Annotated in this window: 26 protein-coding genes; 13 read left to right on the forward strand and 13 right to left on the reverse strand. The window is 69.2% G+C overall.

The annotated features are described in order from the left end of the window. Nucleotides 1-171: 171 nt before the first annotated feature. Nucleotides 172-1,077: an alpha/beta fold hydrolase gene (locus AC07NG_RS09450; RefSeq protein ID WP_494593555.1), complete on the reverse strand. Its 906-nt coding sequence runs from the start codon at nucleotides 1,075-1,077 to the stop codon at nucleotides 172-174. Between the two features lie 75 nt (nucleotides 1,078-1,152). On the opposite strand from AC07NG_RS09450, the gene AC07NG_RS09455 reads away from it, so the two are divergent. Then, nucleotides 1,153-1,587: a DUF488 domain-containing protein gene (locus tag AC07NG_RS09455; protein ID WP_494593557.1), complete on the forward strand. Its 435-nt coding sequence runs from the start codon at nucleotides 1,153-1,155 to the stop codon at nucleotides 1,585-1,587. After that, nucleotides 1,584-2,189 carry a class I SAM-dependent methyltransferase gene (locus tag AC07NG_RS09460; RefSeq protein ID WP_494593559.1) on the forward strand — a complete coding sequence of 202 codons (606 nt, stop codon included), beginning with the start codon at nucleotides 1,584-1,586 and terminating at the stop codon, nucleotides 2,187-2,189. The genes AC07NG_RS09455 and AC07NG_RS09460 overlap by 4 nt, the downstream gene beginning before the upstream one ends. 140 nt (nucleotides 2,190-2,329) lie before the next feature. Here the strand turns inward: AC07NG_RS09460 and AC07NG_RS09465 are convergent, their stop codons facing one another. Continuing rightward, a complete protein-coding gene (locus AC07NG_RS09465) occupies nucleotides 2,330-3,118 on the reverse strand; it encodes an SH3 domain-containing protein (RefSeq protein ID WP_494593561.1) in 789 nt (262 codons plus the stop codon). Nucleotides 3,119-3,230: 112 nt separating this feature from the next. Here AC07NG_RS09465 and AC07NG_RS09470 point away from each other — a divergent pair, with 112 nt between their 5' ends. Beyond that, nucleotides 3,231-4,088, forward strand: coding sequence for a crotonase/enoyl-CoA hydratase family protein (locus AC07NG_RS09470; protein ID WP_494593563.1), 858 nt, complete (start codon nucleotides 3,231-3,233; stop codon nucleotides 4,086-4,088). A gap of 205 nt (nucleotides 4,089-4,293) precedes the next feature. Here the strand turns inward: AC07NG_RS09470 and AC07NG_RS09475 are convergent, their stop codons facing one another. The 8 genes from AC07NG_RS09475 to AC07NG_RS09510 form a co-directional block, all read right to left on the reverse strand. Next, nucleotides 4,294-4,872 carry a hypothetical protein gene (locus AC07NG_RS09475; protein WP_494593565.1) on the reverse strand — a complete coding sequence of 193 codons (579 nt, stop codon included), beginning with the start codon at nucleotides 4,870-4,872 and terminating at the stop codon, nucleotides 4,294-4,296. A gap of 44 nt (nucleotides 4,873-4,916) precedes the next feature. Beyond that, the gene (locus AC07NG_RS09480; RefSeq protein ID WP_494593567.1) at nucleotides 4,917-6,335 is read right to left on the reverse strand and encodes a serine hydrolase; all 1,419 of its coding nucleotides are present in this window, start codon (nucleotides 6,333-6,335) and stop codon (nucleotides 4,917-4,919) included. A gap of 115 nt (nucleotides 6,336-6,450) precedes the next feature. Beyond that, nucleotides 6,451-7,554, reverse strand: a complete 1,104-nt coding sequence (locus tag AC07NG_RS09485) for an SGNH/GDSL hydrolase family protein (RefSeq protein ID WP_494593569.1) — start codon at nucleotides 7,552-7,554, stop codon at nucleotides 6,451-6,453. Between the two features lie 88 nt (nucleotides 7,555-7,642). Further along, on the reverse strand, nucleotides 7,643-8,071 hold the full coding sequence (locus tag AC07NG_RS09490; RefSeq protein ID WP_494593571.1) for a hypothetical protein: 429 nt from the start codon (nucleotides 8,069-8,071) through the stop codon (nucleotides 7,643-7,645). Continuing rightward, on the reverse strand, nucleotides 8,055-9,302 hold the full coding sequence (locus AC07NG_RS09495) for a pentapeptide repeat-containing protein (protein WP_494593573.1): 1,248 nt from the start codon (nucleotides 9,300-9,302) through the stop codon (nucleotides 8,055-8,057). Before AC07NG_RS09495 ends, AC07NG_RS09490 begins: the two co-directional genes overlap by 17 nt. A 79-nt stretch (nucleotides 9,303-9,381) precedes the next feature. Then, nucleotides 9,382-10,341, reverse strand: a complete 960-nt coding sequence (locus tag AC07NG_RS09500; protein ID WP_110122176.1) for a magnesium transporter CorA family protein — start codon at nucleotides 10,339-10,341, stop codon at nucleotides 9,382-9,384. 86 nt (nucleotides 10,342-10,427) lie between these two features. Continuing rightward, nucleotides 10,428-11,114, reverse strand: coding sequence for a CHAP domain-containing protein (locus AC07NG_RS09505; protein ID WP_487292215.1), 687 nt, complete (start codon nucleotides 11,112-11,114; stop codon nucleotides 10,428-10,430). Nucleotides 11,115-11,181: 67 nt separating this feature from the next. Beyond that, on the reverse strand, nucleotides 11,182-12,282 hold the full coding sequence (locus tag AC07NG_RS09510) for an acyltransferase family protein (protein ID WP_494593576.1): 1,101 nt from the start codon (nucleotides 12,280-12,282) through the stop codon (nucleotides 11,182-11,184). A gap of 117 nt (nucleotides 12,283-12,399) precedes the next feature. On the opposite strand from AC07NG_RS09510, the gene AC07NG_RS09515 reads away from it, so the two are divergent. Next, nucleotides 12,400-13,185: a TerC family protein gene (locus tag AC07NG_RS09515; RefSeq protein WP_494593578.1), complete on the forward strand. Its 786-nt coding sequence runs from the start codon at nucleotides 12,400-12,402 to the stop codon at nucleotides 13,183-13,185. A 205-nt stretch (nucleotides 13,186-13,390) separates the two neighbouring features. Here the strand turns inward: AC07NG_RS09515 and ybaL are convergent, their stop codons facing one another. Then, entirely contained in the window at nucleotides 13,391-15,040 is a 1,650-nt protein-coding gene (ybaL, locus tag AC07NG_RS09520) for a YbaL family putative K(+) efflux transporter (RefSeq protein ID WP_494593580.1), read from the reverse strand. 71 nt (nucleotides 15,041-15,111) lie between these two features. Between ybaL and AC07NG_RS09525 the strand changes: the two genes are divergently transcribed. The 7 genes from AC07NG_RS09525 (at nucleotide 15,112) to AC07NG_RS09555 (ending at nucleotide 23,806) form a co-directional block, all read left to right on the forward strand. Continuing rightward, nucleotides 15,112-15,387, forward strand: coding sequence for a helix-turn-helix domain-containing protein (locus tag AC07NG_RS09525; RefSeq protein ID WP_492856778.1), 276 nt, complete (start codon nucleotides 15,112-15,114; stop codon nucleotides 15,385-15,387). A gap of 24 nt (nucleotides 15,388-15,411) precedes the next feature. Beyond that, nucleotides 15,412-17,190 carry a cation:proton antiporter domain-containing protein gene (locus AC07NG_RS09530; protein ID WP_494593582.1) on the forward strand — a complete coding sequence of 593 codons (1,779 nt, stop codon included), beginning with the start codon at nucleotides 15,412-15,414 and terminating at the stop codon, nucleotides 17,188-17,190. A 341-nt stretch (nucleotides 17,191-17,531) separates the two neighbouring features. Further along, nucleotides 17,532-18,743, forward strand: a complete 1,212-nt coding sequence (locus AC07NG_RS09535) for an OmpA family protein (RefSeq protein WP_492856656.1) — start codon at nucleotides 17,532-17,534, stop codon at nucleotides 18,741-18,743. Between the two features lie 598 nt (nucleotides 18,744-19,341). Then, nucleotides 19,342-21,210 carry a ribonucleoside-diphosphate reductase subunit alpha gene (locus AC07NG_RS09540; protein ID WP_492856657.1) on the forward strand — a complete coding sequence of 623 codons (1,869 nt, stop codon included), beginning with the start codon at nucleotides 19,342-19,344 and terminating at the stop codon, nucleotides 21,208-21,210. 168 nt (nucleotides 21,211-21,378) lie between these two features. After that, nucleotides 21,379-22,353: a lipid A-modifier LpxR family protein gene (locus tag AC07NG_RS09545; RefSeq protein ID WP_492856658.1), complete on the forward strand. Its 975-nt coding sequence runs from the start codon at nucleotides 21,379-21,381 to the stop codon at nucleotides 22,351-22,353. A 118-nt stretch (nucleotides 22,354-22,471) separates the two neighbouring features. After that, nucleotides 22,472-22,798 carry a hypothetical protein gene (locus AC07NG_RS09550; protein ID WP_110121710.1) on the forward strand — a complete coding sequence of 109 codons (327 nt, stop codon included), beginning with the start codon at nucleotides 22,472-22,474 and terminating at the stop codon, nucleotides 22,796-22,798. An 81-nt stretch (nucleotides 22,799-22,879) separates the two neighbouring features. After that, entirely contained in the window at nucleotides 22,880-23,806 is a 927-nt protein-coding gene (locus AC07NG_RS09555; protein ID WP_494593585.1) for a hypothetical protein, read from the forward strand. A gap of 15 nt (nucleotides 23,807-23,821) precedes the next feature. Here the strand turns inward: AC07NG_RS09555 and AC07NG_RS09560 are convergent, their stop codons facing one another. Further along, the gene (locus AC07NG_RS09560) at nucleotides 23,822-24,295 is read right to left on the reverse strand and encodes a copper-binding protein (RefSeq protein WP_494593587.1); all 474 of its coding nucleotides are present in this window, start codon (nucleotides 24,293-24,295) and stop codon (nucleotides 23,822-23,824) included. A 147-nt stretch (nucleotides 24,296-24,442) separates the two neighbouring features. Between AC07NG_RS09560 and AC07NG_RS09565 the strand changes: the two genes are divergently transcribed. Next, complete coding sequence (locus AC07NG_RS09565; RefSeq protein ID WP_492856662.1) at nucleotides 24,443-24,604, forward strand: hypothetical protein; 162 nt, start codon at nucleotides 24,443-24,445, stop codon at nucleotides 24,602-24,604. 61 nt (nucleotides 24,605-24,665) lie between these two features. Further along, the gene (locus AC07NG_RS09570) at nucleotides 24,666-25,034 is read left to right on the forward strand and encodes a hypothetical protein (protein ID WP_492856663.1); all 369 of its coding nucleotides are present in this window, start codon (nucleotides 24,666-24,668) and stop codon (nucleotides 25,032-25,034) included. Between the two features lie 18 nt (nucleotides 25,035-25,052). Here AC07NG_RS09570 and AC07NG_RS09575 read toward each other — a convergent pair whose 3' ends face one another. Then, nucleotides 25,053-26,327, reverse strand: coding sequence for a patatin-like phospholipase family protein (locus tag AC07NG_RS09575; protein ID WP_494593589.1), 1,275 nt, complete (start codon nucleotides 26,325-26,327; stop codon nucleotides 25,053-25,055). Between the last annotated feature and the right edge of the window lie 5 nt (nucleotides 26,328-26,332).

The raw sequence follows: 26,332 nt of genomic DNA on the forward strand, positions 1-26,332 counted from the left end.
CCCTCTCCCCTTGCGGGAGAGGGTGGCCCCGCGGAGCGGGGTCGGGTGAGGGGTCTCTCAGACACCGGACGCCGCGACAGCCGAAAGGCCGTCGCGGCGTTTTCCGTTGGTGCGACCCCTCATCCGTCATCCTTCGGATGACACCTTCTCCCGCAAGGGGAGAAGGAAGCTTCAGGTCGCCGCCTCGAAGATCGCCTCGCGCACCAGGTCGGGGCGCTCCATCGGCAGGAAGTGGCTGGTCCCGACCACGGTCTCGATGCGCACGGCCTTGCCGCGACGGGTGAAGGCGGCGCCGTCGCCGGTGCGGCAGGTCGAGCCGTGCTCGGCCTTGAGGATCCTCACCGGACCGCGGAACTCGCTCACGGCGCGCCAGGGATCGTGGCCCTGGGCGGCGTAGTTGGAGGCTTCCCAGGCGGGCGTGCAGGCCAGCTCGACCTTGCCGTCGGGCCGGTCCCTGAACCCGCCGCCGACATAGTCGGCCAGCATCGCCTCGGGCCAGGACTTGAAGGCCCCGCGGCCGCGATAGGCGTTGAAGGCGGCCTCGCGGCTGTCGAACACCTCGCGCCGGCGGGTGGCGGCCTGGGCGATCGGCAGGCGCTTCCACAGCCGCCCCGAGGTCCACGGCGCCTTGGCGTAGAGGGCCAGCATGCGCGGCATGACGACGGGATCGAGCAGGACGAGACTGGAGACCTTGCCCGGAGCCTGGGCGGCGGCCAGCAGGCTGACCGTGGCGCCCATCGAGTGGCCGGCCAGCACCACCGGCGCCTGGTCCAGGGCCTGGAGCAGGGCCAGCAGGTCGTCGCGCAGGTCGAGCCACGAGCGGCGTCCCTCCGGATCGGCCTTCAGCCGGCTGTCGCCATGGCCGCGCTGGTCGACCGCCAACACCCGCAGGCCGGCCGACAGCGGGGCCAGCAGGGTGCGGTAGGTCTGGGCGTTGAAGCCGTTGGCGTGAACGAAGACGACGTCGACGGCGCGGCTGGGCGGGCCAAAGTCCAGCGCCGCCATCTCGCCGCCGCCGGCCGGGCTGTCGATGGCGATCAGGCGCCGCTTGGGTTCGCGGAAGACGGCGGCGTCCATAGGCCCGAGGTTCCTTCTTCGTCGACTTGCGCCTTAAGGTAGGGGCGGGCAGCCCCGCCGTCCAATGGAGCCGCGATGAATCCGCTCGCCACGATAGGCTATGAGACCGATACGCAGGCCGGGATGATCGGGCGCCTGAAAGTCGCCCAGGTCGAGCTGGTGGTCGATGTGCGGGCCGTGGCCTCGTCGCGCAAGGCCGGCTTCTCCAAGACCCTGTTGGGAAACAGCCTGCTGGCCGAGGGCATCGGCTACCTGCACCTGCAGCCGCTGGGCACGCCCAAGGCCGGCCGCGACGCCGCCCGCGCCGGTCGGGTGGGCGAGATGCACGAGATCTTCCTGGCCCATCTGGAGGAGCCCAAGGCCCAGGTGGCCCTGGCCCAGGCGACGCAGCTGGCCGGCGAAAAGCGCATCGCCCTGCTGTGCTACGAGGACGACCCGGCCTGCTGTCACCGCCGCCTGGTCGCCGACCGCATCCGCGCCAGCCTGAAGTGCGAAGTCGTCGACCTGTGATCGACGCGGTGCTGGCCGGCTACGAGGCCGACGGGGCGGTGCTTGTCGAGCGGTTCGAAACCATCGACCCGGCCGAGCTCTACGCTCCGGTGGCCGGGTTCATCCCGACGGCGCCCGCGCGGATCGCCGACATCGGCGCGGGGACCGGGCGCGACGCGGCCTGGCTGGCGGGGATGGGCCACGCGGTGGTCGCGGTCGAGCCGGCGGCGGCCCTGCGCGAGGCGGGGCGGGCGCTGCGGCCCGACCTGGCGTGGATAGACGACCGCTTGCCGGACCTGGCGCGACTGTCGGGGCCGTTCGACCGCCTGCTGCTGAGCGGGGTCTGGCAGCACCTGGACGAGGCCGCTCGGGCGATCGCCATGCGCAGGCTGGCGGCCTTGCTGGCGCCGCGCGGCGTGCTGGTCATGTCGCTGCGCCACGGCCCCGGCGCGCCGTCGCGGCCGGTGTGGCCGATCGACGTGGAGCAGACGATCACGCTGGCGGAGGGGGCGGGTCTGCGGCTGCTCCACCGCGCCAAGGCGGCGTCGGTGCAGGCCGGCAACCAGGCGGCCGGGGTGACCTGGACGTGGGTGTGTTTCGAGGCGCCTGCTCCTCCCCCGTGAAACGGGGGAGGTGGCGCGGCGCTATCAGCGCCGTGACGGAGGGGGCGAGGGCCATAGAACCGTGGGCGCCGTGCGCGCCGCCGCCCCCTCCACCACTTCGTGGTCCCCCTCCCCCGCTTTGCGGGGGAGGGGCTGGTTCATCAGACCTGCGTCAGCTGCCACTCGCCGCGGCCGTCGCGGCAGGCGCTGTAGCGCTCGGTGGTCGGGCGCTGGCCGCTGGTCGACACCGAGGCGGCGATGGTGCGGCACGAGGGGGGCGGGCCGTAGTTGCTGGCGGTCAGCAGCGAGGCGGAGACATAGCCGGTCCCGTAGCCGTTGCGGCCCACCAGCAGCCAGTTGGAGCCCGGGACGGCGCCCAGGATCTCGACCCGCTCGCCGGTCGACAGCTTGCCGACCACGGTTCCGCTGGTCGACGGGCCGCTGCGCAGGTTGGCGGTCGAGCGGGCGGTGTAGTCGGCGCCGACGGCGTCGTAGCTGGGCAGCTGCTGGATGTTGCGCTCGAAGCGCAAGGAGTCCCCGGCGACCGGCGGGCCGTAGCTGGACGAGACCACGTCGATGCGGCCCGAGGCGCCCGTGCGCGGGTTGTTCCACACCTGGGCCTGGCCGGTCTCCAGGGCCTTCTTGGTGGCGGCCTGGGCGCGGGCGGTGTCGGTCGACTGCATGCGGCAGCCGATATAGGAGCCCGCCGCCGCGCCGGCGGCCGCGCCGACCAGGGCGCCCAGGGTCTTCTCGTTCTTGGAGATCTTGCTGCCGACCAGGGCGCCGACGCCGGCCCCGATCAGGGCGCCGCCTTCCTGCTTGCCGCCGGTGCCCTCGCACGAGAACAGGCCGCCCAGCGGCTTGCTCTGGGCCAGGGCGGGAAGCGGGGCGGCCAGGCCGGAGGCCAGGACGGCGCCGATCGAGAGGGCGGCGGCGAAGGGCTTGCGCATTTTTGTCTGCTCCTTGCGAGGGGCGGGCGCTCGGGGGATCGGCCCGCGGGATTTGACGTCGCCGCCGTCGCCCGTGCTATCGTTCAGGTGAACAACGATAAGGGAGGCGACGATGGGTAATGGAACACCGGTCGATTATAGCTGCTTTACAGTAGAGATCGAGGCCGGCGTCGCCCACCTGAAGCTGATAAGGGCGGAAAGCTTCAACTCCATGACGCGTTCGTTCTGGCGCGAGCTGCCCGAAATCGTGAACGACCTGGACCGGCGAGGCGGGGTGCGGGCGATCGTCATCTCCTCGACCGGCAAGCACTTCAGCGCCGGCATGGACCTGTCGGTGTTCGCCGACGAGGGCATTACCGGCGGCGAGCCCGTCGATCGCCACGTCGCGGCCGAGGCCTTCCGCCACAAGGTGAAGGGGCTGCAGGAGACCTTTTCGTGCCTGGAGCGGGCGCGGATGCCGGTGATCATGGCGATCCAGGGCGGCTGCATCGGCGGGGCGGTCGACTTCGCCACCGCCTGCGACATCCGCTACGCGACGTCGGATGCGTACTTCGTGATCCAGGAGATCAACATCGGCATGACCGCCGACGTCGGCACCTTCCCGCGCCTGTGCAAGCTGATCCCCGAGGGCTGGGTCAAGGAGCTGGCCTATACCGGTCGCAAGCTGCCGGCCGCCAAGGCCCTGGAGCTGGGCCTGATCAACGCCGTGTTCGACAGCCACGAGGCCGTGGTCGCCCACGCCCTGGAGACGGCCCGCGAGATCGCGTCCAAGACCCCGCTGGCGGTGACCGGCAGCAAGGTGATCATCAACTACGCCCGCGATCATTCGGTCGCAGACACGCTGGATTACCTGGCCGTCTGGCAGTCGGGCATGCTGGCCGGCCCGCACATGGCCGAGGCCTTCGCGGCGAAAGCCGGCAAGCGCGAGCCGGTCTATCCCGACCTCGCGCCGATCAAGGCGGGAATCTAGGGATCCTTCTCCCCTTGCGGGAGAAGGTGTCATCCGAAGGATGACGGATGAGGGGTCTCTCAGAAACTGCGCGTCGCACCCTGCCGCTCCGCCGTTGCCGCGGATAGATTTGAGAGACCCCTCACCCGACCCGGCTCCGCCGGGCCACCCTCTCCCGCAAGGGGAGAGGGGGCGTTCACGCCAGGACCCAGGATGGGAAGCTTTTCTAGATCTTGCGGGTGATCTCGATCGCCTGCCAGCCGGCGTTGGGGCCATGGCCGTCGGGGTCGAAGCTGTAGTGCACGGCGCGCCAGCCGTCGCCGACGCTGCGATGCCAGCCGATCGCCTTCCAGCCTTCCGGATAGTTCAGCGTGTCGTCGAAATCGGGCGCGCCCAGGGGCGAGCCGAGCACGACCTCGCCCTTCAGCCGCTCGACCGTGGCGGCCGGATCGGCGGGCTGGAAATAGACGCGGCACTCCGAGGTGCCGCCGAGGTCGGCGACGTAGATCAGCGCGGGCCGGCCGGCGATCTCACCCTGGCGGACCTCCTGCAGGCGGGCCGCGCCCTGGCCGAGCAGCAGGGCTGGCACGGCCTGGCCCTTCAGCGCGGTCCAGCCGGTGGCGCGGGCCTTGCGCAGGATTTCGCCGTGCGAGGCGGGCGCGATGCAGACGCCGCGGAAGGCCGCCAGTTCGCTGTGCAGGTCCGGCGGAGCGACCGGCGCCCGGGCGGCCGAAACGGCCAGGGTCGCGCCGCCGACGAGGGCGGCGGTCGCGGCGAGGAGGGCGACGAGCGTGCGAGTCTTCATGATCTCAGGTTGTGTCGTCGCTGTCCCTACCGGTCAAGCCCGGTTCAGCTTCCGGCCGCCTCCAGCGCCTTGAGGCGCTTGACGGCGTTGGTGTTGCCGGGATCCAGGGCCAGCGAGCGGCGGTAGTGGACGATCGCGGCAGCCTTGTCGCCGTTGGCCTCGTAGGCGTCGGCCAGACTGTCCTGGGCGTTGCCGCTCTGCGGATAGAGCTCTGCGGTCAGCTTCAGCACGACCAGGGCGGTCGGGGCCTTGCCGAAGGCCAGCAGGCGGTAGCCCCAGTCGTTCAGCTCGTGCTCGTCGGGCCTGAAGGCCGGGTCGTGGCGCAGGCGGGCGACGACGGCCTCGGCCTGCTCCGGCGGGGCGGCGGCCAGTTCGGCGCGCAGGGCGGCGACGCCGGTCAGGGTCATGCCGGGGACGAAGCCCTGGGCGATCTCGTCGATCAGGTCTTCCGGCGTCGAGCCGGCCAGGTTGCTGAGGATCGCCACCCCGACCTTGTCGTTCGGATAGAGATAGACGGCGTTGCGGCTGCCGCCGGTCATGCCCACGACCAGGCGGTCCGGGCGCTTCAGCACCAGCCAACCCAGGCCCCACTGGCCCGGCTTGCCGTCGGTGTAGGAGACCGGCGTCCACATGGTCGTCTTCGCCGTCTGGCCCAGCAGGCGGCCGTCCATCAGGGCGATCATCCAGCGGCCCATGTCCTCGCCGGTGCTGTCGAGGCCGGCGGCGGCGCGGGCCAGGGGCGAGAACACCTCGCGCCGCACGGCCGGCTGGTCGGGCGTCTCGCGCTTGTAGCCGTAGGAGACGGTGCGCCCGGGGCTTGGATCCAGGCTGTCGCCGTAGCGCGAGCGGGTCATGCCCGCGAGGGCGATTTGCTCGCCGCCCAGCGGCTCGGAGACCGGTCGGCCGTGCAGGCGGTCGATCGCCATCTGCACCAGGGCGTAGTTGGTCTGACAGTAGTGGAAGCGCTCGCCGGGCGGGAACAGCACCGGCGCGGCCAGGGTCTCCTTCCAGGCGTCTGCCTCGGAAACCGCGCCGTCCTTCTGGCGGGGCACGAAGTCGGGCAGGCCGGAGGTGTGGCTGAGCAGTCGGCGCACGGCGATCCCGCGCCAGGCCTCGGGGAGGTCCGGCACATAGGCGCCGATCGGCTTGTCCAGGTCCAGCCGCCCGGCCTGCACCTCGCGCATCGCCGCCACGCCGGTGAAGGCCTTGGTGATCGAGTTGATGGGGAAGGTCGTCTCCGCGGTGACCGGCGCCTTGGTCGCCAGGTCGGCGACGCCGTAGGCGCGGGAGAGGACGATGTGGCCGTCCTTGACCACCACGACCTGCAGCCCGGGGATATGCCGCTCGGTCATGGCCCGGCGGATGACGGCGTCGGCCCTAGTTGCCGGATCGGTGGCTGGTGCGGCCACGGCGATGGCCGGCGCCAGCAGGGCGGCGGCGCAGATCAGCGGCGTCCAGCGCATGTCGAAATCCCCTCGCGTTGCGGCGGGCAGAGGATCAGGCGCGGGCGGGGGAGCCCAGTTAAGTTTTGGTCATGGGGGGCATTCTGAACCCTCTCTCAAAGAGAGAGGGTTTGGGTTACCGCCCCAGCCAGATCTCCGGCCGTTGGTCGAGGAAGCCCGACACGCGGGCCGAGATCCCCTGTTGATCCCGGGCCGAAGGGTGCCAGTCGCAGGCGGTCAGCTCCATCTCGCCGACGGGGATGACGGCCAGGCGGGTCTCGCCGCCGGCCTTGAGGTTTTGGGCCACCCGATCGACCTGGGCGGCGATCTCGTTCTCGGCGCTGGGCGGGGCCAGCAGGATCAGGAAGGCCTGGGGCTGGCGGGCGCGGATCGTCTGGGCGAAGCGGGCGTAGGTGGCGACATAGTCGTCGCGCAGGGCCTGGCGGTCCTTCCACCGCTCACCGGGATTCAGGGGCGTCGAGAAGTCGTTGGTGCCGAGATTGATCACCACCACCTGCGGCGCCCAGTCGGCGTTGGCGTAGGCGGGAGCCGCGCCCAGCAGCACCTTGGGCCAGGCCAGCGGCAGGGTGTCGCCGGGCATGCCGCCGTAGTTGCGCACGATCCCGCGGCCCGAGATGGCGTTGACCTGATGGTCGGCTCCGAAGCGCGCGGCGGTCAGCGGGCCGAAGGCGATGGAATTGTCGGTGGTGCTCCACACCTCGTCGCTCGTGCAGGCGCGCTTGTCGGAGGCGTCGCCGTAACCGACGCTGTGGGAGTCGCCGATGAACTCGATCTGGCGGCGGGGCGCGGTCAGCGGCAGGGGCTTTGACCCGCCTTCCAGGAAGAAGCCGCCGAAGCGGGCCGGGCCGGCCTGCATCTCGCCGACCACGGCGGCGCGCACCAGGTGGCGGCCGGGAGACAAACCGTCGAGGCGGTAGAGGCCGGGGGCGGGCTTGACCAGCCGACCGGCCGGAACGCCGTCGACGGACAGGTGCAGGATCTGGTCGCCGGCGCCGACCTTGATCAGCACGGCCTGGCCTTCGAAGGCGGCCTCGAAATGGACGCTCGGCCACTGGTAGGTCCAGCCGTCGGGACCGGTCGCGACACGGCCGCCGGCCAGGGCGGGCAGGGGCGTGAGGGCGGCGGTTTCGGGATTTACGGCCAGGCGCAGCTGGGCGGCGGCGGGCGAGGCGCAAAGAGCGGTCAGCGCGACGGCCGTCAGAAGTCCCCGAAGTCTCATGGCCCGTCCCCGTTGCCTGTGCGGACGTCGGGTGTAGCGGGCGGGGTGAATAAGAAAAGACGGAAAAGGTATTGTCGCGCGCGAGGGCCTAGACGGTCAGACGAGCACGAAGGGCGTCGAACGGCCAGATGTGCGCCACCGCCGCATAGTTGGTGGTCGCGAGGTATTCGGCCACCCATTTGCGGTGGGGCGTCAGCATCTCGACCAGGCTGTCCAGCAAGGCGGCGCGCTCTTTCTCGCTCAGGGCCGACGGATCCAGGCCGCAGCTGACAGCGACGTTCAGGCACAGTTGCAGGACCAACACGTATTCCTCGTAGACGATCGCCCGTCCACCGGCCCCGATGGCGTGAACATAGCCGGCGGTGTCGAGGGCGGCCTCGCGCAGCTCTTCCGCGGAAAAGGCTTGGTCGACGAAGCTCGGATCGACACGGCCCTCGGCGACGACCCTGTCGGAAAGGGCCGAGCAGGCTTCGCGCCAGCGGGTGGAGACCGGCGCTTCTCTAGCTCTTCGGCGCAACGAAGCCTTCCGGCAGCTCGGCGCCGCGCAGGTCGCAGCCGGCGAGGTTGGCGCGGGCCAGGTCGGCGTCGATCAGGCGGGCGCGGACGGCGCCGGCGCCGGTGAGGTTGGCGGCGCGCAGGGTGGCGCGGGTCAGGTCTGTGCGCAGGGCGCGGCCCTCGCTGATCACCAGCGGGCCGAGCTTGGCGCCCGTCAGGTCGGCGCGGGCGAGGTCGGCGTCGGCCAGGCGCGCGCCGCGCAGGTCGGCGCCCTTCAGCTTGGTCCCGCGCAGGTCGGCGCCGACAAGGTTGGCGCCTTGCAGCTCGACGCCCTCCAGGTCCATGCCGAAGAAGATCGCGCCGGGGGCCGACAGGCCGCTCAGCTTGCGGCCCTTGAGGCGTCGCAGGGGACGGAAGTCGACCTGCGGGATCGAGATCGCCCGGCCCTGGGCGCCGCCGCTGGTGCAGAAGCGCTCGTGCTCGTCGAGCAGGTCGTGCAGGGGCTGGTCGTCGACATAGATCAGCGGCGGCGGGGCGCGCAGCACCCCGGCCATGTCGGCGTCCTCGAGATTGGCGCCTGAAACGTCGACCCCGGTCATCACCGCCCGCTTGAGCAGGGCGCCCGACATGTCGGCGCCGAAGATCTCGGCTCCGGTCAGGTCGACCCGGTTCATGGTGGCGTTGTTCAGCCGCGCGCCCGACAGGGTGGCCCCCGAGAGGTCGGCGTCGGTGAGGTCGGCGGCGCGGGCGAAGGCGTCGGACATCTGGGCGCCGGCGAGGCTCGCGCCCTTCAGCATCGCGTAGTCGAGACCGGCGCGGTCTTCGGCGTGGCGCAGCAGGCGGAAGCCCTCGGCTCCGTCCTGCACGGCGGTAAGGCCCTCGCGCAGGTCGCAGCCCGACAGGTCGGCCCCCGACAGGTTGGCGCCGCGCAGATAGGCCCCGCGCATGTCCACCCGCATCAGGCGGGCGCCGCGCAGGTCGGCGTCGCGCAGGTCGGCGCCGTAGAGCACCGCCCTGTCCAACACAGCGCCCCGCAGCGAGGCCCCGGCCAGCAGCGCGCCGGTCAGGTCGGCCTCGGACAGGTCGACGCCGTCGAGCTCGAAGTGCGAGAGGTCGATATAGGCCAGGGACGCGCGGCGGCCGGCGGGCAGGCCCTTCAGATAGCGGCCATGCGCCTCGACCGCGGCCTTGACGGCGGCGGCCTGGGGCCTGCGGATCAGGCTTTGCGGCGCTGTGGCGGGAAGGGGCGACATAGGCTTTTTATCAAGGGTTCCCGCAACTTATGACGCCGCTCCATTTAAGGAACGGTTTGTTTTTCAGCTGTGCAACAAATCACAGCCAGCCTTTTCGGCGGAACCACATCAAGGGAATCAGCGCCGCCGCCAGCATCAGGCCCAGCGCGATCGGATAGCCCTCCAGCCAGCGCAGTTCGGGCATGTGCTCGAAGTTCATGCCGTAGATCCCCGCGATCAGGGTGGGCGGCAGGAACACGGCCGAGAACACCGAGAAGATCTTGAAGATCTGGTTCTGCTCGATGTTGATGAAACCGAGCGCCGCGTCGAGCAGGAAGGTGATGTTGCCCGACAGGTAGCTGGAATGGTCGGTGATCGAGGTCACGTCGCGCTGCAGCGATTTCAGGTGATCGCGCAGTTCGCGGTCGCCCTCGAACTGCTCGGCCAGGCTGGCGAAGCTGAGCAGGCGGGCGAGACTCACCAGGCTGTCGCGGGCCTTGGCGTTGACGATCTGGGCCCGGCCCAGGCGCTCGAGGATCTTCTCGAAGGCCGCGCCGCGCGGGCGGCCGAAGATCATCCGCGACTGGGTCTCGACCTCGCTGGCGGTGCGCTCGAGGATGTCGGCGGTGCGGTCGATGACGGCGTCGAGCAGGCCAAGGAAGGTCTGCGGGCCGCCGGGGCACAGGCTGGGCTGGCGCTCGGCCTGGGCGGTGAACACCGAGAAGGCGCGCGGCTCGACGTAGCGGATGGTCACCAGCTTGTCGCCGGTCAGCACGAAGGTCACCGGCGCGGCCGTCGGCAGTTCGCCCTCGGCGTTGACCAGGATGGTGGCGGTCATGAAGGTGCCGCCGTCCTCCTGGTAGAGGCGCGAGGAGGCCTCGATCTCGGCCATCTCCTCGCGGGTGGGCAGCAGCAGGCCGATCGACTGCTCGACGGCCACTTCCTCGGCGCGGGTGGGGTCGACGAGCTCGATCCAGACGGCGTCGGACGGCAGGCGCCAGTCGGGCGTATGGCCGCCCGGCTCGAAGCCCGGGGCGCCTTGTCGGAGAACTCTCAGCATGGATCGACCCGGACCTTCACCCCGCGGGTGTGGCCCAGGCGAAGGGTCGCGTCAACGCGCCAGCGCGCGACGCGATAGGCCGGGGATCAGCGCTGTTGCTGAGCGGGCTTGTCGTCGCCTTGGGCGGCGGCGATCAGGGCGGCGATGCGGTCGGTGGAATCGGCGGCCTGGTTGATCATGTCCAGCGGGTTGGCGCGGACCGACGAGGCGACCTGGTTGGCGGCCTGCTTGGCCAGCGACACGGCGGCGTTCTGGGCGAGCGCCAGCTTGCTGGTGGCGGCGGCGATCGTGACCGCCTGCTGGTTCTGGTAGATGAAGCCGTGGGTCGGATAGACCGTGGTGCCCAGATCGCGGATCGGGTCGTACCAGACCTTGACCTGGCTCCAGTCGCCGGCGGCCGACACGTCGACGACGGTGACGTCCTGTTCGACCTGGCCGCGGGCGCCGTTCATGACGGACCAGTTGGCGTGGGTGACCTGGATCACCCGGTCGGTCAGAACCTGCGAAACGAAGGCCACGTGGCCGAGGTTCATGCGGGCGGTGGGCTTGAAGCAGAGGACGGCGCCGGCCTTCGGCGTGAAGCCGGTGTCGTACTTGCCGACCGCCTGGCCCCACCAGGTGCGGGCGTCGCCGAAGATCTGGATGCCCGACATGAGGCGGGCGAAGGGGACGCACTGCCAGTACCCGTCGGCCACGGCGCTCGAGATCGGCGCGAGGCTGACCATGGCCGCAGCGGCCAGGGAACCCCAGAGGGCTCTCTTCCGTTTCGTCATGCTGTGGGTACTCCCCCGCGTCACTGGGTAAGTCGATAACCCTGGGGGAAAAATATGAAAAGAGTGTTTATTGAGCCACAGTGACGGTTGTGGCGGCGCCACTGCGGCGCTTGGCCAAAGACTTCATCAAGTCCCGGGCCGGCTTTTCCACCAGGTGGTACGAGGCCGCGGACAGCGGAATCAAGGCTGCGACGATTAACGCCCAGACCAGAAGCGGCAGTTTGTCGCCATCGATATTCAAGAGCTTGGCCGCGCCGTTGACCGCCAGGATTTTCCACGGAATGCAGATCATGTAAGTCGAGTAGCTGATCTCGCCCAGATACACGAAGATGCTTTGAGTGGCGAAGCTCGAACCGGCCTTGGCCAGGCGCGCCAGCGATAGAATAAAACCGCCCAAAATGGCCACGATCAACGCATCTGGCGCCTGGAGCTGCACTGTAGCGAGCAGAAGCACCCCCGCCACCGCGGCCCCGATTCCCGCTCCGCGCAGGCTGAGCGTCTGGCTCTTCCACAGGGTGTAGAGCGCGCAGCCATAGAAGAAGCAGGGCACGATGCGCAGGGCGCCCCAGCGGATCGTCGCCTCGGTCAGCGGGAAGCCGGCCAGCTTTTCGAAGGCCGGATAGAGCGCCGCGATCACGGCCAGGGCCGCGCCCAGCAGCACCAGCGGCCGCTCGCGCAGCTTCCAGGCCACGAAGGCGAAGGCCGGGAAGCTCAGATAGGCGAACCACTCGGCCGAGATCGACCACGAGGGGTGGTTCCAGCCCGACACCGGCGCGAAGCCCCAGGCCTGGACCATCAGCAGGTTGGCCGGCAGGGCGTCCCAGGCCAGCATGTTCTTGTCGACGGCGATGCCGGCGATCCCGGCGGCGATGGCCATCAGCCCGACGCCGGCCATGGTGAAGAGGTGCAGCGGATAGACCCGCGCCAGCCGGTTCCACAGGAAGCCGCCATAGCCGAACCGGCCCTCGCCGAAAGCCGTCAGATAGACGTGGCAGAGGATGAAGCCGGACAGCACGAAAAAGGCCTCGACGCCCAGGTAGCCCTTGGCCACCACGCCCGGAACCGCGCCCGTGACGGCGAGGTTTGGCCAGTAGTGATACATCACCACCCAGAAGGCGGCGAAGAAACGAAGCGCGGTCAGGGGCTTGATATGGGCGGCGTCGGTCATATCTGCATTTCCAAGTCCCAGTTTCGCCGCATTTCGCCGACCGCCGTTTTGGCGGCCGCGGCGGGGCTCGCGGCGGGCTGGGGCGTGATCAATTTGTCCACAGCCTAGCCAGGACCCATGAACGAACTCCTTCACCTCGCCGCAGACCCGGCCGCATGGGCGGCCCTCGTCACCCTGGTGGTCATGGAAGTCGTCCTCGGGATCGACAACCTGGTCTTCATTTCGATCCTGTCGAACAAGCTGCCGCCCGAGCATCGTCAGCGCGTGCGCCGCATCGGCATCTCGCTGGCGCTGATCATGCGCCTCGTCCTCCTGTCGACCATCGCCTTCATCGTCGGCCTGACCGCCCCGGTCTTCGACCTCGGCATCGTCGGCCCGGTGGGCAGCCACGGCGAGCCGGCCTTCGAGACCGCCTTCTCCTGGCGCGACCTGATCCTGATCGCCGGCGGCCTGTTCCTGATCTGGAAGGCCACCAAGGAGATCCACCACACGGTCGATCCCAAGGAGGAAAGCCACGACGTGCTCGACAAGACCGGGGCGGCGATCTCCAACGTCGGCGCGGCGATCTTCCAGATCATCCTGCTGGACCTGGTGTTCTCGATCGACTCGATCCTGACCGCCGTCGGCATGACCGAGCACCTGGCGATCATGGTCATCGCCGTCGTGGCCGCCGTGACCGTGATGCTGCTGGCCGCCGACCCGCTGGGCAACTTCATCAACAACAACCCGACCGTGGTGATGCTGGCCCTGGGCTTCCTGCTGATGATCGGCACCGTGCTGATCGCCGAGGGCTTCGGGGTGCACGTGCCCAAGGGCTACATCTACACCGCCATGGCCTTCTCGGCCGGCGTCGAGGGCCTGAACATGCTCTCGCGCAGGTCGGCGAGTAAGAAAGGGAAGTAGGCGCGGCCGCCCCTCGCGGGGCGACCCCCTCCGGCCCTCCGGGCCACCTCCCCCAGAGGGGGAGGATCTGGAGCGTCGACCAAGATGCTCCCCCTCTGGGGGAGCTGTCGCGGAGCGACTGAGGGGGATCCAGCGACCTCGAACGAAAAACGCCGCGACGGCCCTGGGCTGTCGCGGCGTTTCTTTTATCTGGCTCTCACCGACTTCAGTGCGCCGTCGCCGGCGGCGGGGTCCTTCTCGGCGCCCGCTGCAGCATCCCCCGGGCGATCTCCTGCTCGCCGATCAGGGCGTCGGTGGCGCCCATCTGGGTGAGCAGGTCGACATCGGCGTCGGTATAGGCGCGGGCGACGATGCGGGCGTCGGGGTTGGCGGCGCGGGCCTGCTCGATGATCCGGGCGGCCTCGAAGGGGCTGGGCACGGCGACGAAGACGTGGGTGGCCTTGTCCAGGCCCGCCTGCATCAGCACCTCGGGACGCACGGCGTTGCCCTGCACCACCTCGAAGCCGGCCTCGCGCAGTTCGATGGCGCGGTCGCCCTCGTCCTCGATGACGACCAGCGGCGTGCGGTTCTTCAGGCCCTCGGCGACCGCCTTGCCGACCCGGCCGTAGCCGACCAGCACCGCGTGCGGCTGGGCCGCGGCGGCCACCGGCTCGACGGCCTCCTTGACGCTGACCTTGACCATGGCCTTGTCCAGCCAGGCGAACAGCAGCGGGTTGATCAGGATCGACAGGATGGCGCCGGCCAGGATCAGGTCGCGGCCTTCCGCCGGCAGCAGCTTCAGCGACACGCCCAGGCCGGCCAGGATGAACGAGAACTCGCCGATCTGGGCCAGGCTGGCGGAGATGGTCAGGGCCACGCTCTGCGGACGCTTGAAGGCCAGCACCAGGGCGTAGGCGACCAGCGACTTGCCCACCACGATGATCAGCACGGTGGCCAGCACCGCCAGCGGCTCGCGCAGCAGCACCATCGGGTCGAACAGCATGCCGATCGAGACGAAGAACAGCACGGCGAAGGCGTCGCGCAGCGGCAGGGTCTCGTTGGCGGCCTGATGCGACAGCTCGCTCTCGGCCATGATCATGCCGGCGAAGAAGGCGCCGAGCGCGAACGACACGCCGAACAGCGCGGCCGAGCCGAAGGCCACGCCCAGGCAGATGGCCAGCACCGCCAGGCGGAAGAGCTCGCGCGAGCCGGTGTGGGCGATGCGGTGCAGGATCCAGGGAATGACCCGGCGGCCGACGATCAGCATGAAGGCGACGAAGGCGACGACCTTGCCGATGGTGATGGCGAAGGTCATCAGCAGGCCGCCCGAGGCGTTGGCCGGCGGGGTGCCGCCCATCAGGCCCGAAAGCGCCGGCAGCAGCACCAGGGCCAGCACCATGGCCAGGTCCTCGACGATCAGCCAGCCGACGGCGATGCGTCCCCGGTCGGTCTCGATCAGCCGGCGCTCCTGCAGGGCGCGCAGCAGCACCACGGTCGAGGCGACCGACAAAGCGAGGCCGAACACCACGCCCGCGCCCCAGCCCCAGCCCAGCGCGACGGCCAGGCCCACGCCCATGACGGTGGCGGCGGCGATCTGCACGACGGCGCCGGGGATGGCGATCTTGCGCACCGCCATCAGGTCCTTGACCGAGAAGTGCAGGCCGACCCCGAACATCAGCAGGATGACGCCGATCTCGGCCAGCTGCGGGGCCAGTTCCTGGTCGGCGACATAGCCCGGGGTGAAGGGGCCGACGATGACGCCCGCCAGCAGGTAGCCGACCAGTACGGGAAGCTTCAACCGGTTGGCGAGCGCGCCGAAGACGAAGGCCAGGCCAAGCCCCGCGACGATGGTTGCGATCAGCGAGGTGTGGTGCATGAAGCCTCCTTGACGGTCATCTTTTTCGGGCGTACTCAACCAATATGGGTGACAAGCCCGCGAGTTTCCAGATGCCTCACGCAAAAATTCTCCTTCCGGCCCAATGCCGGGGCGCCCGCGGCCTGCTCAACTGGTCGCAAGGCGAGCTCGCGGACAAGGCGGGGGTGTCGCGCAGCACGGTCAAGGACTTCGAGACCGAGCGCCACGCCTTGCACCATAGCACCGAGCGGCTTCTCATCGATGCGCTCGAAGAGGGCGGCGCGGTGCTGATCGCGGCGGTCGAGGGCGGCGCGCCGGAAACGAGCGCGTGGGGGCCCGGGGTGCGGCTGAAGGCGGCGACTGATTAGGATCGACCAAGGAGGGCAGGGCGCTTGAACCACGAGGTTTCACCGGCGGACTACAAGGATCTGGTCCTGTTCCTGGCCACGGCCGGGATCGTCGCGCCGCTGTTCAAGCGCCTGAAGATCAACCCCATCCTCGGCTTCCTGCTGGCCGGCGTGATCCTGGGGCCGTTCGGCCTGGGCCGGCTGATCGGCATCGCCCCCTGGCTCGACTACGTCACCGTCGACAATCCCGACGAGATCGGCCAGCTGGCCGAGTTCGGCGTCGTCTTCCTGCTGTTCATGATCGGGCTGGAGCTGTCGTGGGAGCGCCTGCGGCTCTTGCGCAAATACGTCTTCGGCCTGGGCGCGGCCCAGGTGGTCGGCTGCTCGCTGGCCCTGGGGGCGGTGGCCATGCTGCTGGGCCAGTCGCCGGTGGCGGCCCTGGCCATCGGCTCGGCCCTGACCCTGTCGTCCACCGCCATCGCCGTGCCGGTGCTGGCCGAGCGCAAGCGGCTGCACGCCGAGGGCGGGCGCGCGACCTTCTCGGTGCTGCTGTTCCAGGACCTGGCGGTGGCCCCGATCCTGATCACCCTGGCGATCCTGGGACGCGGCCATGGCGAGTTCGACGCTCGCGGCCTGCTGGCCCTGCTGCCGGCGGCTCTCGGCCTGGGGGGCATCGTGCTGGTCGGTCGTCTGGCGCTGCGGCCGATGATGCGCTCGGTCGCCAAGGCCAAGAGCGAAGAGATGTTCATGGCCGCCTGCCTGCTGGTGATCATCGGGGCGGGCCTGGTCAGCGCGCTGTCGGGCCTGTCGATGGCCCTGGGCGCCTTCGTCGCCGGCGTGCTGCTGGCCGAGACCGAGTATCGCCACGAGGTCGAGGTCAAGATCGAGCCCTTCAAGGGCCTGTTGCTGTCGCTGTTCTTCGTGTCGCTGGGCATTCGCCTGGACCTGTCGCTGCTGGTCGCCTCGCCGGTCCTGGTGCTGGGCACGGCCGTCGGTCTGGTGGTGGTGAAGGCGGCCATGGTGTTCGGGCTGGGCAAGCTGTTCGGCCTGTCCAACCGGGCTTCGGCCGAGAGCGCCCTGGCCCTGGCGGCCGGCGGCGAGTTCGCCTTCGTGCTTTTGGCCAACGCCATGGACGCCGAGGTGGTCAGCCCCTCGGTCGGCCAGGCCGTGCTGGTGGCCGCCACCCTGACCATGTTCCTGATCCCGGCCCTGACCGGCATTGGCGCGCGGCTGGGGCGCAAGACCCCGGCCGAGACCACCGAGACGCCGGAGGGCGTGGACCTGTCGACCGAGGAGCCCAAGGGGCGGGTGCTGGTGGTCGGTTTTGGACGCGTGGGGCGGCTGGTCGGCGACATGCTCGACCGCCACGACCTGCCGTGGATCGCCATCGACCGCGACCCTGGTCTGGTGCAGCAGGGCCGCCGCGCCGGCCACCGCGTCTATTTCGGCGACGCCGCCCGGATCGAGCTGCTCGAGCGCTGCGGCCTCGATCACGCCCGCGCGGTGGTCGTCACCATGGACGCGCCCGAGGCCGCCGAGGCGGTGGTGGCCGCCGCCCGGGGCCATCGTCCCGACCTGACCATCGTCGCCCGGGCCCGCGACGCCCGCCACGCCGCGCGGCTCTACGAACTGGGAGCCACCGACGCCGTTCCGGAGACCATCGAGGCCTCGCTGCAGCTTTCCGAGGCGGTGCTGGTCGATATCGGCGTGCCCATGGGGCTGGTCATCGCCTCGATCCACGAGCGCCGCGACGAATACCGCAAGGTGCTCAACCGGCCTGACGCCCTGGGCGGAAAGCGCAAGCGGCTGCGCGACGCCGGGTGAGGTCCGCCTGCGCCCATCAAGGTCGCAGGTAGCCGGACACCATGTGGAAAACTTGGCCATTACGGCCATTTTTCCGCCTCTAGAACCTGCGCGACGCTACGGAAGGCCTTGCGCGGACGCGCTTTGCGTGCGAACCGAGAGGGGAGCGGACGCCTTCGGGAAACCCCGGTCGCCAGATTCGGCGAGCGGGTTTCACAGGGCGACCGTGAGGTGTCGCGGGGGGCTTTCCGCCTCGGTGAAACTTTGGACGGTGTTGCCGAGCCGACACTTTCGCGGAACGTGCGCCTTGGTATAACGATGCTCGGCCGTTGGGCCGAGCAGGGCAATAGAGGGCTCTTGATATGAAACTCAAACTCCTGGCGGGAGCCGCCCTGGCCGCGGTGTTCGCCGCGTCGGGCGCTTCGGCCCAAGAGACCGGCTGGTACGGCGCGGTCGACCTCGGCTACCACTGGCCGAACGAAGTCACCAGCGAGTCGGACGGCAACGCTCCGGACGGCGCTCACTATCACTGGACCTGGAACACCGACTCCGATTGGACCGGTTTCGTGCGTCTGGGCTACCAGTTCACCCCGAACTGGCGCGCTGAACTCGAAGGCGGCTACCGTCCGGGCGACCTGAAGAGCGTCCGCGGCAACCCCGTCCGTCAGCAGCCGATCGGTCTCTGCACCCCCGGCGTGACCCGTACGACCGCGGCTCCGCGCTGCGGCGGTCCGGAAGGCTCGATCGAGTCCTGGTCGCTGATGTTCAACGTCCTGTACGACTTCGCGCCGGACGCCAAGATCAACCCGTTCCTGGGCGCCGGTCTCGGCGTCAACCGCCTGGACGTCCAGACCCTGGGTCAGTTCAGCGGCGTCTCGGGCGCGATCACGACCGCCAACCCGGCGATCCAGAACCTGACCGTCGACGACGACGACATCGCGATCGCCTGGCAGGGCATCGCCGGTCTGGCCTGGAAGGCGACCGACAAGCTGAAGCTCGACGTCACCTACCGCTACTTCGCCACCGACGACCACAGCTGGCAGTCGAAGGGTTCGGCCGCTCTGCAGCCGGGCACGTTCGAAGGTCAATACAGCGACCAGTCGCTGACGGTCGGCCTGCGGTACTCGTTCGCGGCTCCGCCGCCCCCGCCGCCGCCCCCGCCGCCGCCGCCTCCCCCGCCGCCGCCGCCTCCGCCGCCTCCGCCCCCGCCGCCTCCCCCGCCGCCTCCCCCGGCGTTCGAAGCGCGTGAATTCATCGTCTACTTCCCGTTCGATCAGTACGTGCTGACGCCGGAAGCCCAGTCGGTGGTTTCGGAAGCCGCGAAGTACGCCAACGACGGCAAGGCCACCAAGATCGTGGTCGTCGGTCACACCGACACCTCGGGCTCGCCGAAGTACAACGTCCGCCTGTCGGAACGTCGTGCGAAGGCCGTGGCCGACGCTCTGGTCGGTCTGGGCGTCGCCCAATCGACCCTCGGCGTCGACTGGAAGGGTGAAAGCGCCCCGGCCGTCGCCACCGGCGATGGCGTGAAGGAACCGCTGAACCGTCGTTCGACGATCTCGATCAACTTCTAAGATCGGATCCCGGACGGAGGCTTCACGCTTCCCGACGAAATGCGAAGGCCCCGGAGGAAACTCCGGGGCCTTTTGCTGTCTGGCCTTCTCCCCTTGCGGGAGAAGGTGGCGGCTGAAAGCCGACGGATGAGGGGTCTCTCAGAACTTCAAGGCCCCACCCGGTCGACCCGCCACAGCGGCGGATAGGACTTTCGACCCCTCACCCGACCTCCTTCGGAGGCCACCCTCTCCCGCAAGGGGAGAGGGACTTTGAGCGCCACATATCCCCGCTCTTTTTTGCTCCGAACCCTTCCGAAGAATCCGGAATCGTCGGTTGGCCGACCCCTCCGGTCGCGGAGCTTCGTTAACGCTGCTGCGGCGCTTCGCCGCGCCGAAAAATTCTCATGTGGGCAACCCCTTGATACGCACGGGGAACCTCCAGGCGTTCACAGCTTGTTAACGAAAAACTCGCCTCGGAAGCGTTCCGACCCGTTGACGAAGAGGCGGGGTCTGTGGCCCCATATATGGGCTCTGGGGGCGCAACGCCCACTATATCTAGCGGCTTCGCCGGAAGCGGACGGCTTCTCGCAAGCGCATGGTAAATGGACGGGTTCTGCACATGACCGCTGGTGAAGCGACCAAGATTCAAGCTGCCGCGCGCCCTGCGTCGGCCTTCAAGGAACGTCCGGCCCTGGCGCTGGTGCGCAAGGTCGAGGTCGACCGTTCGCGCGACGCCCTGCTGACCGATTTCGGCAAGACCACGCTGGAAGACCGCTATCTGCTGCCGGGCGAGTCCTACCAGGACATGTTCGCGCGCGTCTCGACGGCCTTCGCCGACGACGCCGACCACGCCCAGCGCGTCTACGACTATATGAGCCGCCTGTGGTTCATGCCGGCCACCCCGGTGCTCAGCAACGGCGGCGCCGATCGCGGCCTGCCGATCAGCTGCTTCCTCAACGCCGTCAACGACAGCCTCGACGGCATCCTGGGCGTCTGGAACGAGAACGTCTGGCTGGCGGCCAACGGCGGCGGCATCGGCACCTACTGGGGCGGCGTCCGTTCGATCGGCGAGAAGGTCAAGGGCCAGGGCCAGACCTCGGGCATCATCCCCTTCATCCGCGTGATGGACTCGCTGACCCTGGCCATCTCGCAGGGCTCGCTGCGCCGCGGCTCGGCCGCCGTCTATCTCGACATCCACCACCCGGAAATCGAAGAGTTCCTGGAGATCCGCAAGGCCTCGGGCGACTTCAACCGCAAGTCCCTGAACCTGCACCACGGCATCTCGATCACCGACGAGTTCATGCACGCCGTGCGTGACGGCCTGAAGTTCGGCCTGCGCTCGCCCAAGACCGGCGAAGTGCTGCGCGAAGTCGAGGCCCGCGGCCTGTGGCAGAAGATCCTGGATCTGCGCATGCAGACCGGCGAGCCCTACCTGATCTTCTCCGACACCGTGAACCGCGCCATGCCGTCGTTCCAGCGCGAGCTGGGCCTGAAGGTGCGCCAGTCGAACCTGTGCAGCGAGATCATGCTGCACACCGGCACCGACCACCTGGGCAAGGAGCGCACCGCGGTCTGCTGCCTGTCGAGCGTCAACGCCGAGACGTTCCTGGAGTGGCGCGACCACCCGACCTTCATCGAGGACGTCATGCGCTTCCTCGACAACGTCCTGCAGGACTTCATCGATCGCGCCCCGGACGCGGCCTCGACCGCCGCCTACGCCGCCATGCGCGAGCGTTCGGTGGGCCTGGGCCTGATGGGCTTCCACAGCTTCCTGCAAAGCCAGAACGTGCCGTTCGAAAGCGCCCTGGCCAAGAGCTGGAACATGCGGATGTTCAAGCACCTGCGCCGCGAGGCCGACAAGGCCTCGATCGCCCTGGGCGAAGAGAAGGGCCCGTGCCCGGACGCCGCCGATCGCGGCTCCAAGGAGCGCTTCTCGCACAAGCTGGCCATCGCCCCGACCGCCTCGATCTCGATCATCTGCGGCGGCACTTCGGCAGGCATCGAGCCGATCCCGGCCAACATCTACACCCACAAGACCCTGTCGGGCTCGTTCGCGGTGAAGAACCCCTACCTGGAGAAGCTGCTCGAGGAGAAGGGCCAGAACACCGACCTGGTGTGGGGCTCGATCCTGGAGAACGAAGGCTCGGTCCAGCACCTGGAGTTCCTGAGCCAGGACGAGAAGGATGTCTACAAGACCGCCTTCGAACTGGACCAGCGCTGGGTGGTCGAACTGGCCGCCGACCGCACGCCGGAAATCTGCCAGAGCCAGTCGGTGAACATCTTCCTGCCCGGCGACGTCGACAAGTGGGACCTGCACATGCTGCACTGGCAGGCCTGGGAGCGGGGCGTCAAAAGCCTCTACTACCTGCGCTCCAAGTCGGTTCAGCGCGCGGCCTACGCCGGCGCCGACGGCAAGGCCGAGGCGGGTGAGGGCGGCTTCGACGTCGCGGAAAAGACCGACTACGAAGAGTGCCTCGCCTGCCAGTAAAGCGAGCGTAAAAGCGACAATCAACCACAGCGGCGCGACATATCGCGCCGCTGTTTTTCTGTGCGGAACCAATACAGTCACTGACTGTTCACCGAACGCCGGGTTTTCCCGGTGGACGTATCCGAAATGCCGGATACGGTGGGCAGGATTGGGATTGGGGAATCCGCAATGCGTATCGTTTGCGTGACGATCGCGACGTGCTGCGGCGCCATGCTGGCGCTCGCGGGCGCGCAGGCTGACGCCGCTGTCCGCAAGGGCAAGCGGGCCAAGCCCGCGCCCGCCGCCGCGCCGTCGCTCAGCCCGACCCTTCAGAAGCTTGATCTTGCACGGCGGGCTCCGGCCCAGCCCTCGGCGGCCGCCTTCGTCGCGCGCCCCGTCGACACCCGCGCCACGGAAGCCGAGGGCGAGGCCTTCGCCGTTTCGCCGGCCGGTCTCTATGGCGACGCCAACCTGCTGGACGCCGACCGCTATTACGACGAGCGCGGGCCCGTCAGCTGGCGCTCGAGCAGCGTCGTGGTCGGCGACAACGGCCACGCCGTGGACTCGGTTCGGGTCTCGGTGGCCAGCTCCTCGCGCCTGGCCCAGAGCGCGCCGCTCAGCCTTGTGCGCCCGGGCGCGGCCAATTTCGACGCCGACACCGTCGACGTCAGCGTTTCGCGCGGCTGGCCGGCGGCGGCCAAGTTCGGGGCCGGCAAGCTGTCGGTAGACTTCACCCCGCACGCGGGCCTGGGCTTCGGCGGAGCCGGCGGCTCGGCCGAGCTCGGCGGCATGGTGCGCATCGGCAAGAGCAGCGGCAAGAGCGTCGAGGACCGCGTCATCGACGGCCTGGGCGTGCGCGACGGCCGCGAGACCTTCGGCGACCGCGGACGCTGGTACCTGTTCGCCGGGGCCAGCGGCCAGCTGGTCGGCATGAACCTGCTGCGCGGCCAGGACGGCGACTGGAGCCGGGCCGGCATCACCGCCGACACCACCAGCAAGCTGATCGGCGACGCCCAGGCCGGGGTCGGCTGGCGGCGCGGTGCCATGCAGGCCTCGGTCGGCTACATCCGCCGCGAGATCAAGGCCAAGGACCAGATCATGGGCATGGCCACCCAGGAAGACTCGGTCGTGGCCCTGTCATTCAGCCTCAAGCCGGAGTGGTGAGCGGGGCTTTCGATGCCCCCCTGGGCCCCCTTTGGGCCCCCTCAGGCGTGCGAACCCTTGAGTTTCCGGCCGCGATCATGCAGCTAGCGACCATCCTTCCGTAAAGTCGTCGAGCGTCATGAGCGATAGCGAGCCCCCGCGCCGCAAAATCCTGAGCCTGAAGAGCGGTGTCGCCGCGCCTGGCGGTCCGCCGCCGCTCGAGCGCCTGCAGAAGACGGCCCGGGTGGTGACGCCTGAACCGGCCGCGCCTCCGCCGCCGCCGCAAGTCGGCGACTGGAAGTGCAAGCCCTGCGGCACCCGCTTCGACCCGCCGGCCGAGCTGACCGACGAGGATCACGTGCGCTGCCCTTCGTGCAACGCCCGCCTGGGCGTGGCCGCCGACTTCCGCGCCGATCCGCCCCGCGTCGAGAAGACCCGCGCGCGCTACCTCAAGAAGGCCGGCTGAGGCCTTGTAGGCAGTTAAAGCCAAGCTACGCCAGAGTAGTGCTATCTGCTAGAACGCCCCCTGGTTGCTTTGGGGGTTGCTTTGGATAAGAAAAAACCTGTTCGGTGGAAGTGGCCCTGGGCAACATTCCTCGTGCTGGGCGGTCTGCTGTCGGCCGGAGCGGCGGTAGCCGCACCGCCCGCTGCCGAGCCTCCCGCACCCTTTTTCCAGTCTGACTTGTGGCAAAAGCTATTGGTCGCGTTCTTCTCCGCCATTGCGGCGGCGTTGAGCAGCTATTGGATCTTCCAACTAAACAAGCGGAAGGACGAGAGGCGGGTCATCTCGTACGCCGCCAAGATCGACCAAGCGCTACGTCCCTTTGAAGGGAAGTTGGACGCCACCGAAGTTCGTTTTCGCGGTAAGGTCGTGCAGCGTCTTCATACGGCCACCTGCACGCTAACCAACATTGGCAATCGGGTGGTGCGCAAGCAGGACCTGCGTGTCTTTTTCGGTGCGGGTGTTGATGTGCTGGAATTTAATCCGGACGCGCCGCCGCAACCTGAGTTTGGCTACCAGCAGGATGTGATTGCGCCCGAAGATCCAGCTTCGGCCAAGATCAAGTTGGCTTATTTTCCACCGGGCGCCGCCCTCACTTTGACCTTTGTCGTCACGGGCGAGGATCCAAAAATTGAGATCCATGCTCGCAACGACGAAAGCGATGTCATCGTCGCCGAAAAGTCGGCGCAGATCGCCACCAGCGAACGGGAGGCGGTGAGGCGGTTTGTCTTTTGGACTCTGATCTATTTCTTGGTGCCGCCCGTGTTCGACCTCCCGATGTCCGGTCCAATCGGTGAAGTAGGGATTTGGGCTGCTCGTCTCGCGATCATAGGCTGGATTGCTCCCACCATAGAGCCGCTGGCCAAGATCTTCGGTCGGCTGTTGGTGCAGGACAAGCCGTCAAAGGGGCTGAACCTGCATATCCACGAAAGCGCGGTTGATCAGATTACCATTGGAAATAACAGCTTCTAAGACGTTTGCTTCGATCTAGCGCGGCGGCGGACGATCCGAACCGTCGCCCGGAGGCGGGCCGCCCGGCTTGCCGTCAGGTCCACCAGGGGGCGGACCGCCGGGACCCGGACCGCCTTCCGGCGGCGGGCCATCCGGCAGGAACGCCGAGATGCGGTGATTGCTGAGGGTGAAGCGCACCTTCTGGCCCACCGTCACCTCGCCCAGCATGCCCGGCTTGACCGTGGCGAAGGGCATGGTCCCCGCCGGCCAGTTCAGCGGCTCTGACGCCGCGTAGGCGATCGTCACCCGATCGGCGGCCGCATCGAGCGCCAGCACCACGCCGGTGATCACCACCTTGTCGAGATCCGTCTGCTTGATCCCGCCGCCCGGTCCGCCGGGGCCGCCGCCTCCGGGAGGCGGACCGCCGCGACCGCCGCCGGGCGGCTGGGCGTGAGCCGCCGAGACGGCGAGCAGGGCGACGGCGAGGGCGGGAAGGATGAGCTTGCGCATGACCGGACGGGAACGTTGATGTCCGCGCCTGCCTAGCCGGTGAGTGCTGCGGGAAGACTGCGTTCGGTTTCCGGCCTGCAATGCAGGCGAGGGGCGGGCGAGGAGGAGGCGGTAGCGCCGAGGCGTGACGACGGCTAGGGTCGTCGGATGAGCAAGCCGCCTTCAGAGCCGGAACATCCCAAGCCCGTCGTCATCGCGATAGGCGCCAATGGCGCCGTGACCGCCACGGTGGACGGCGAACCCGTCGATCCCGATCAGCTCATGGCCGAACTGACCGCCGCGCCGCCACAAGCCGACAACGACGCCTAGGGTCGTACGGACAGCCGACGCCCTGCTTCCGGAAGCCGGTGACGCGCGCTAGCGTCTCGGCATGAAGCACTCGGTCCTGGTCGCGTTCCTGGAAGGGGAACTGTCACCTCTGCGGTTTTCCACGGAGATCGCCCCCGAGGTGGACGCGTGTCTCGCCGCCATCGAGGCCACGGGGCGGGGGCGCATCGTCATCGAGCCTGGTCCCGAAACCGTGCTCACGCGCGCCCATGCCCGGCGTCTCCTGCAGGCGCTATCCGATGGCTCGCTCTCATACCGGGCTGCGAGCTACGTGGCCGATTGCATCATCATGGGTCATGACTTCGACGCCGGCGACGACGACGCCGTGCTCGAGGCCATCCATTTCGCGGCTGACGACTACGCGCCTCCGACCGAGGATGAGATCCGAAGCGCGCTCGAGCGCCTGGGCTAGGGCGCGCCGCCCTCGCCCTCAGGCCTCGGTGCCGGGATCCAGGCTGATCGCGCCGGGTTCGGGCTTGGGCCGGCCGCCGGGGCGGCGGAAGAGGCCGCGCCAGCCGGTGGGCTCCAGGGCCGGGCTGGTCCAGACCTTGTCGTCGGCCGCCAGGGCCTCGGCCTTGTCGTAGATCTTGCGCATGGTCACGGTGTCGAACCGCAGCATGTTGAAGCCGTCGAAGTCGCCCGGGATCGAGGCCACGCTTAGCGGCAGGTTGTGGCGCGTGCAGAAGCCTTCGGCCAGGCTCAGGGCCTGGCGATAGGAAAATCGCAGCATGGTCTCGAAGCTGCGGCCCATGATCGAGGCCACGCCCGGCGGGGTCGAGCGCACCGACGGGTCCAGCACCGTGTTGACGATGACGTAGACCCGGCCCCGGCGCACGCGCGAGCCGAGGTTGCGCCAGTGCAGCAGGGCGTCGGGCATCAGGAACAGCGGCGCGGCCACGCCGCCGTCGACATGCATCTCCTGACGCCGCTCGCCGTCGCACTCGACGTCGAACAGCTTGGGAGGGAAGAGGCCGGGCACCGAGGCCGAGGCCACCAGGATCTCGCGGAACAGCTTCACCGCCTCGGGTCCGCCGCGCGTGGCGATCGCGCCCATGTCCCAGATCGTGGCCCGCTGGTTGTCGAGATTGGTGGTGGCGATCAGCAGGCGCCGACCCTTGGCGTGCTCGACGGCGACGGCCTCGATCAGGGTCTCGTCGACGAAGGGCTCGACCAGGGCGTCCAGGCTCTCGCCCTTGAAGATGCTGGGGCCGAGCGCCGGGGCCAGGCGCCGCAGGCTGAGCAGTTCGGCCGCGTGGCCGCCCAGATAGGCGTCGGTCAGGCGGTCGTCCCAGTCCGGGCCGAGAAAGGCCAGGGGGGCGATCAGGGCGCCGGTCGAGACGCCGGTGACGATGGCGAAGTGAGGCCGCCGGCCGGCCTTGGACAGGCCGGTCAGCACGCCCGCGCCATAGGCGCCGCCGGCCGCCCCGCCCGACAGGGCCAGGATGTTGAACTCGTCCATGCCGATCAGCGAGCGCACCGGCGCCAGGCGGTCGGCGGCGGCCTTCAGCGCGTCCTCGGCCTGCTCGATCGACAGGCGCACGCCGGGAAAGCCGACGGCCTCGGCGTGGGCTGTGGCCAGCGGGGCGGGCAGGCGCTTGCCGCGCAGGGGATCGGGGCCGCGCCAGTCGCGCAGCAGGCTCTGGATGGTGATCCGGGTCTCGGTTCCGGTCGGCTCGTTCCCGTGCGGTGCTCCGTCGCGGGCCATGCGGA

The organism is Caulobacter sp. GW821-FHT10C03, assembly GCF_059415485.1.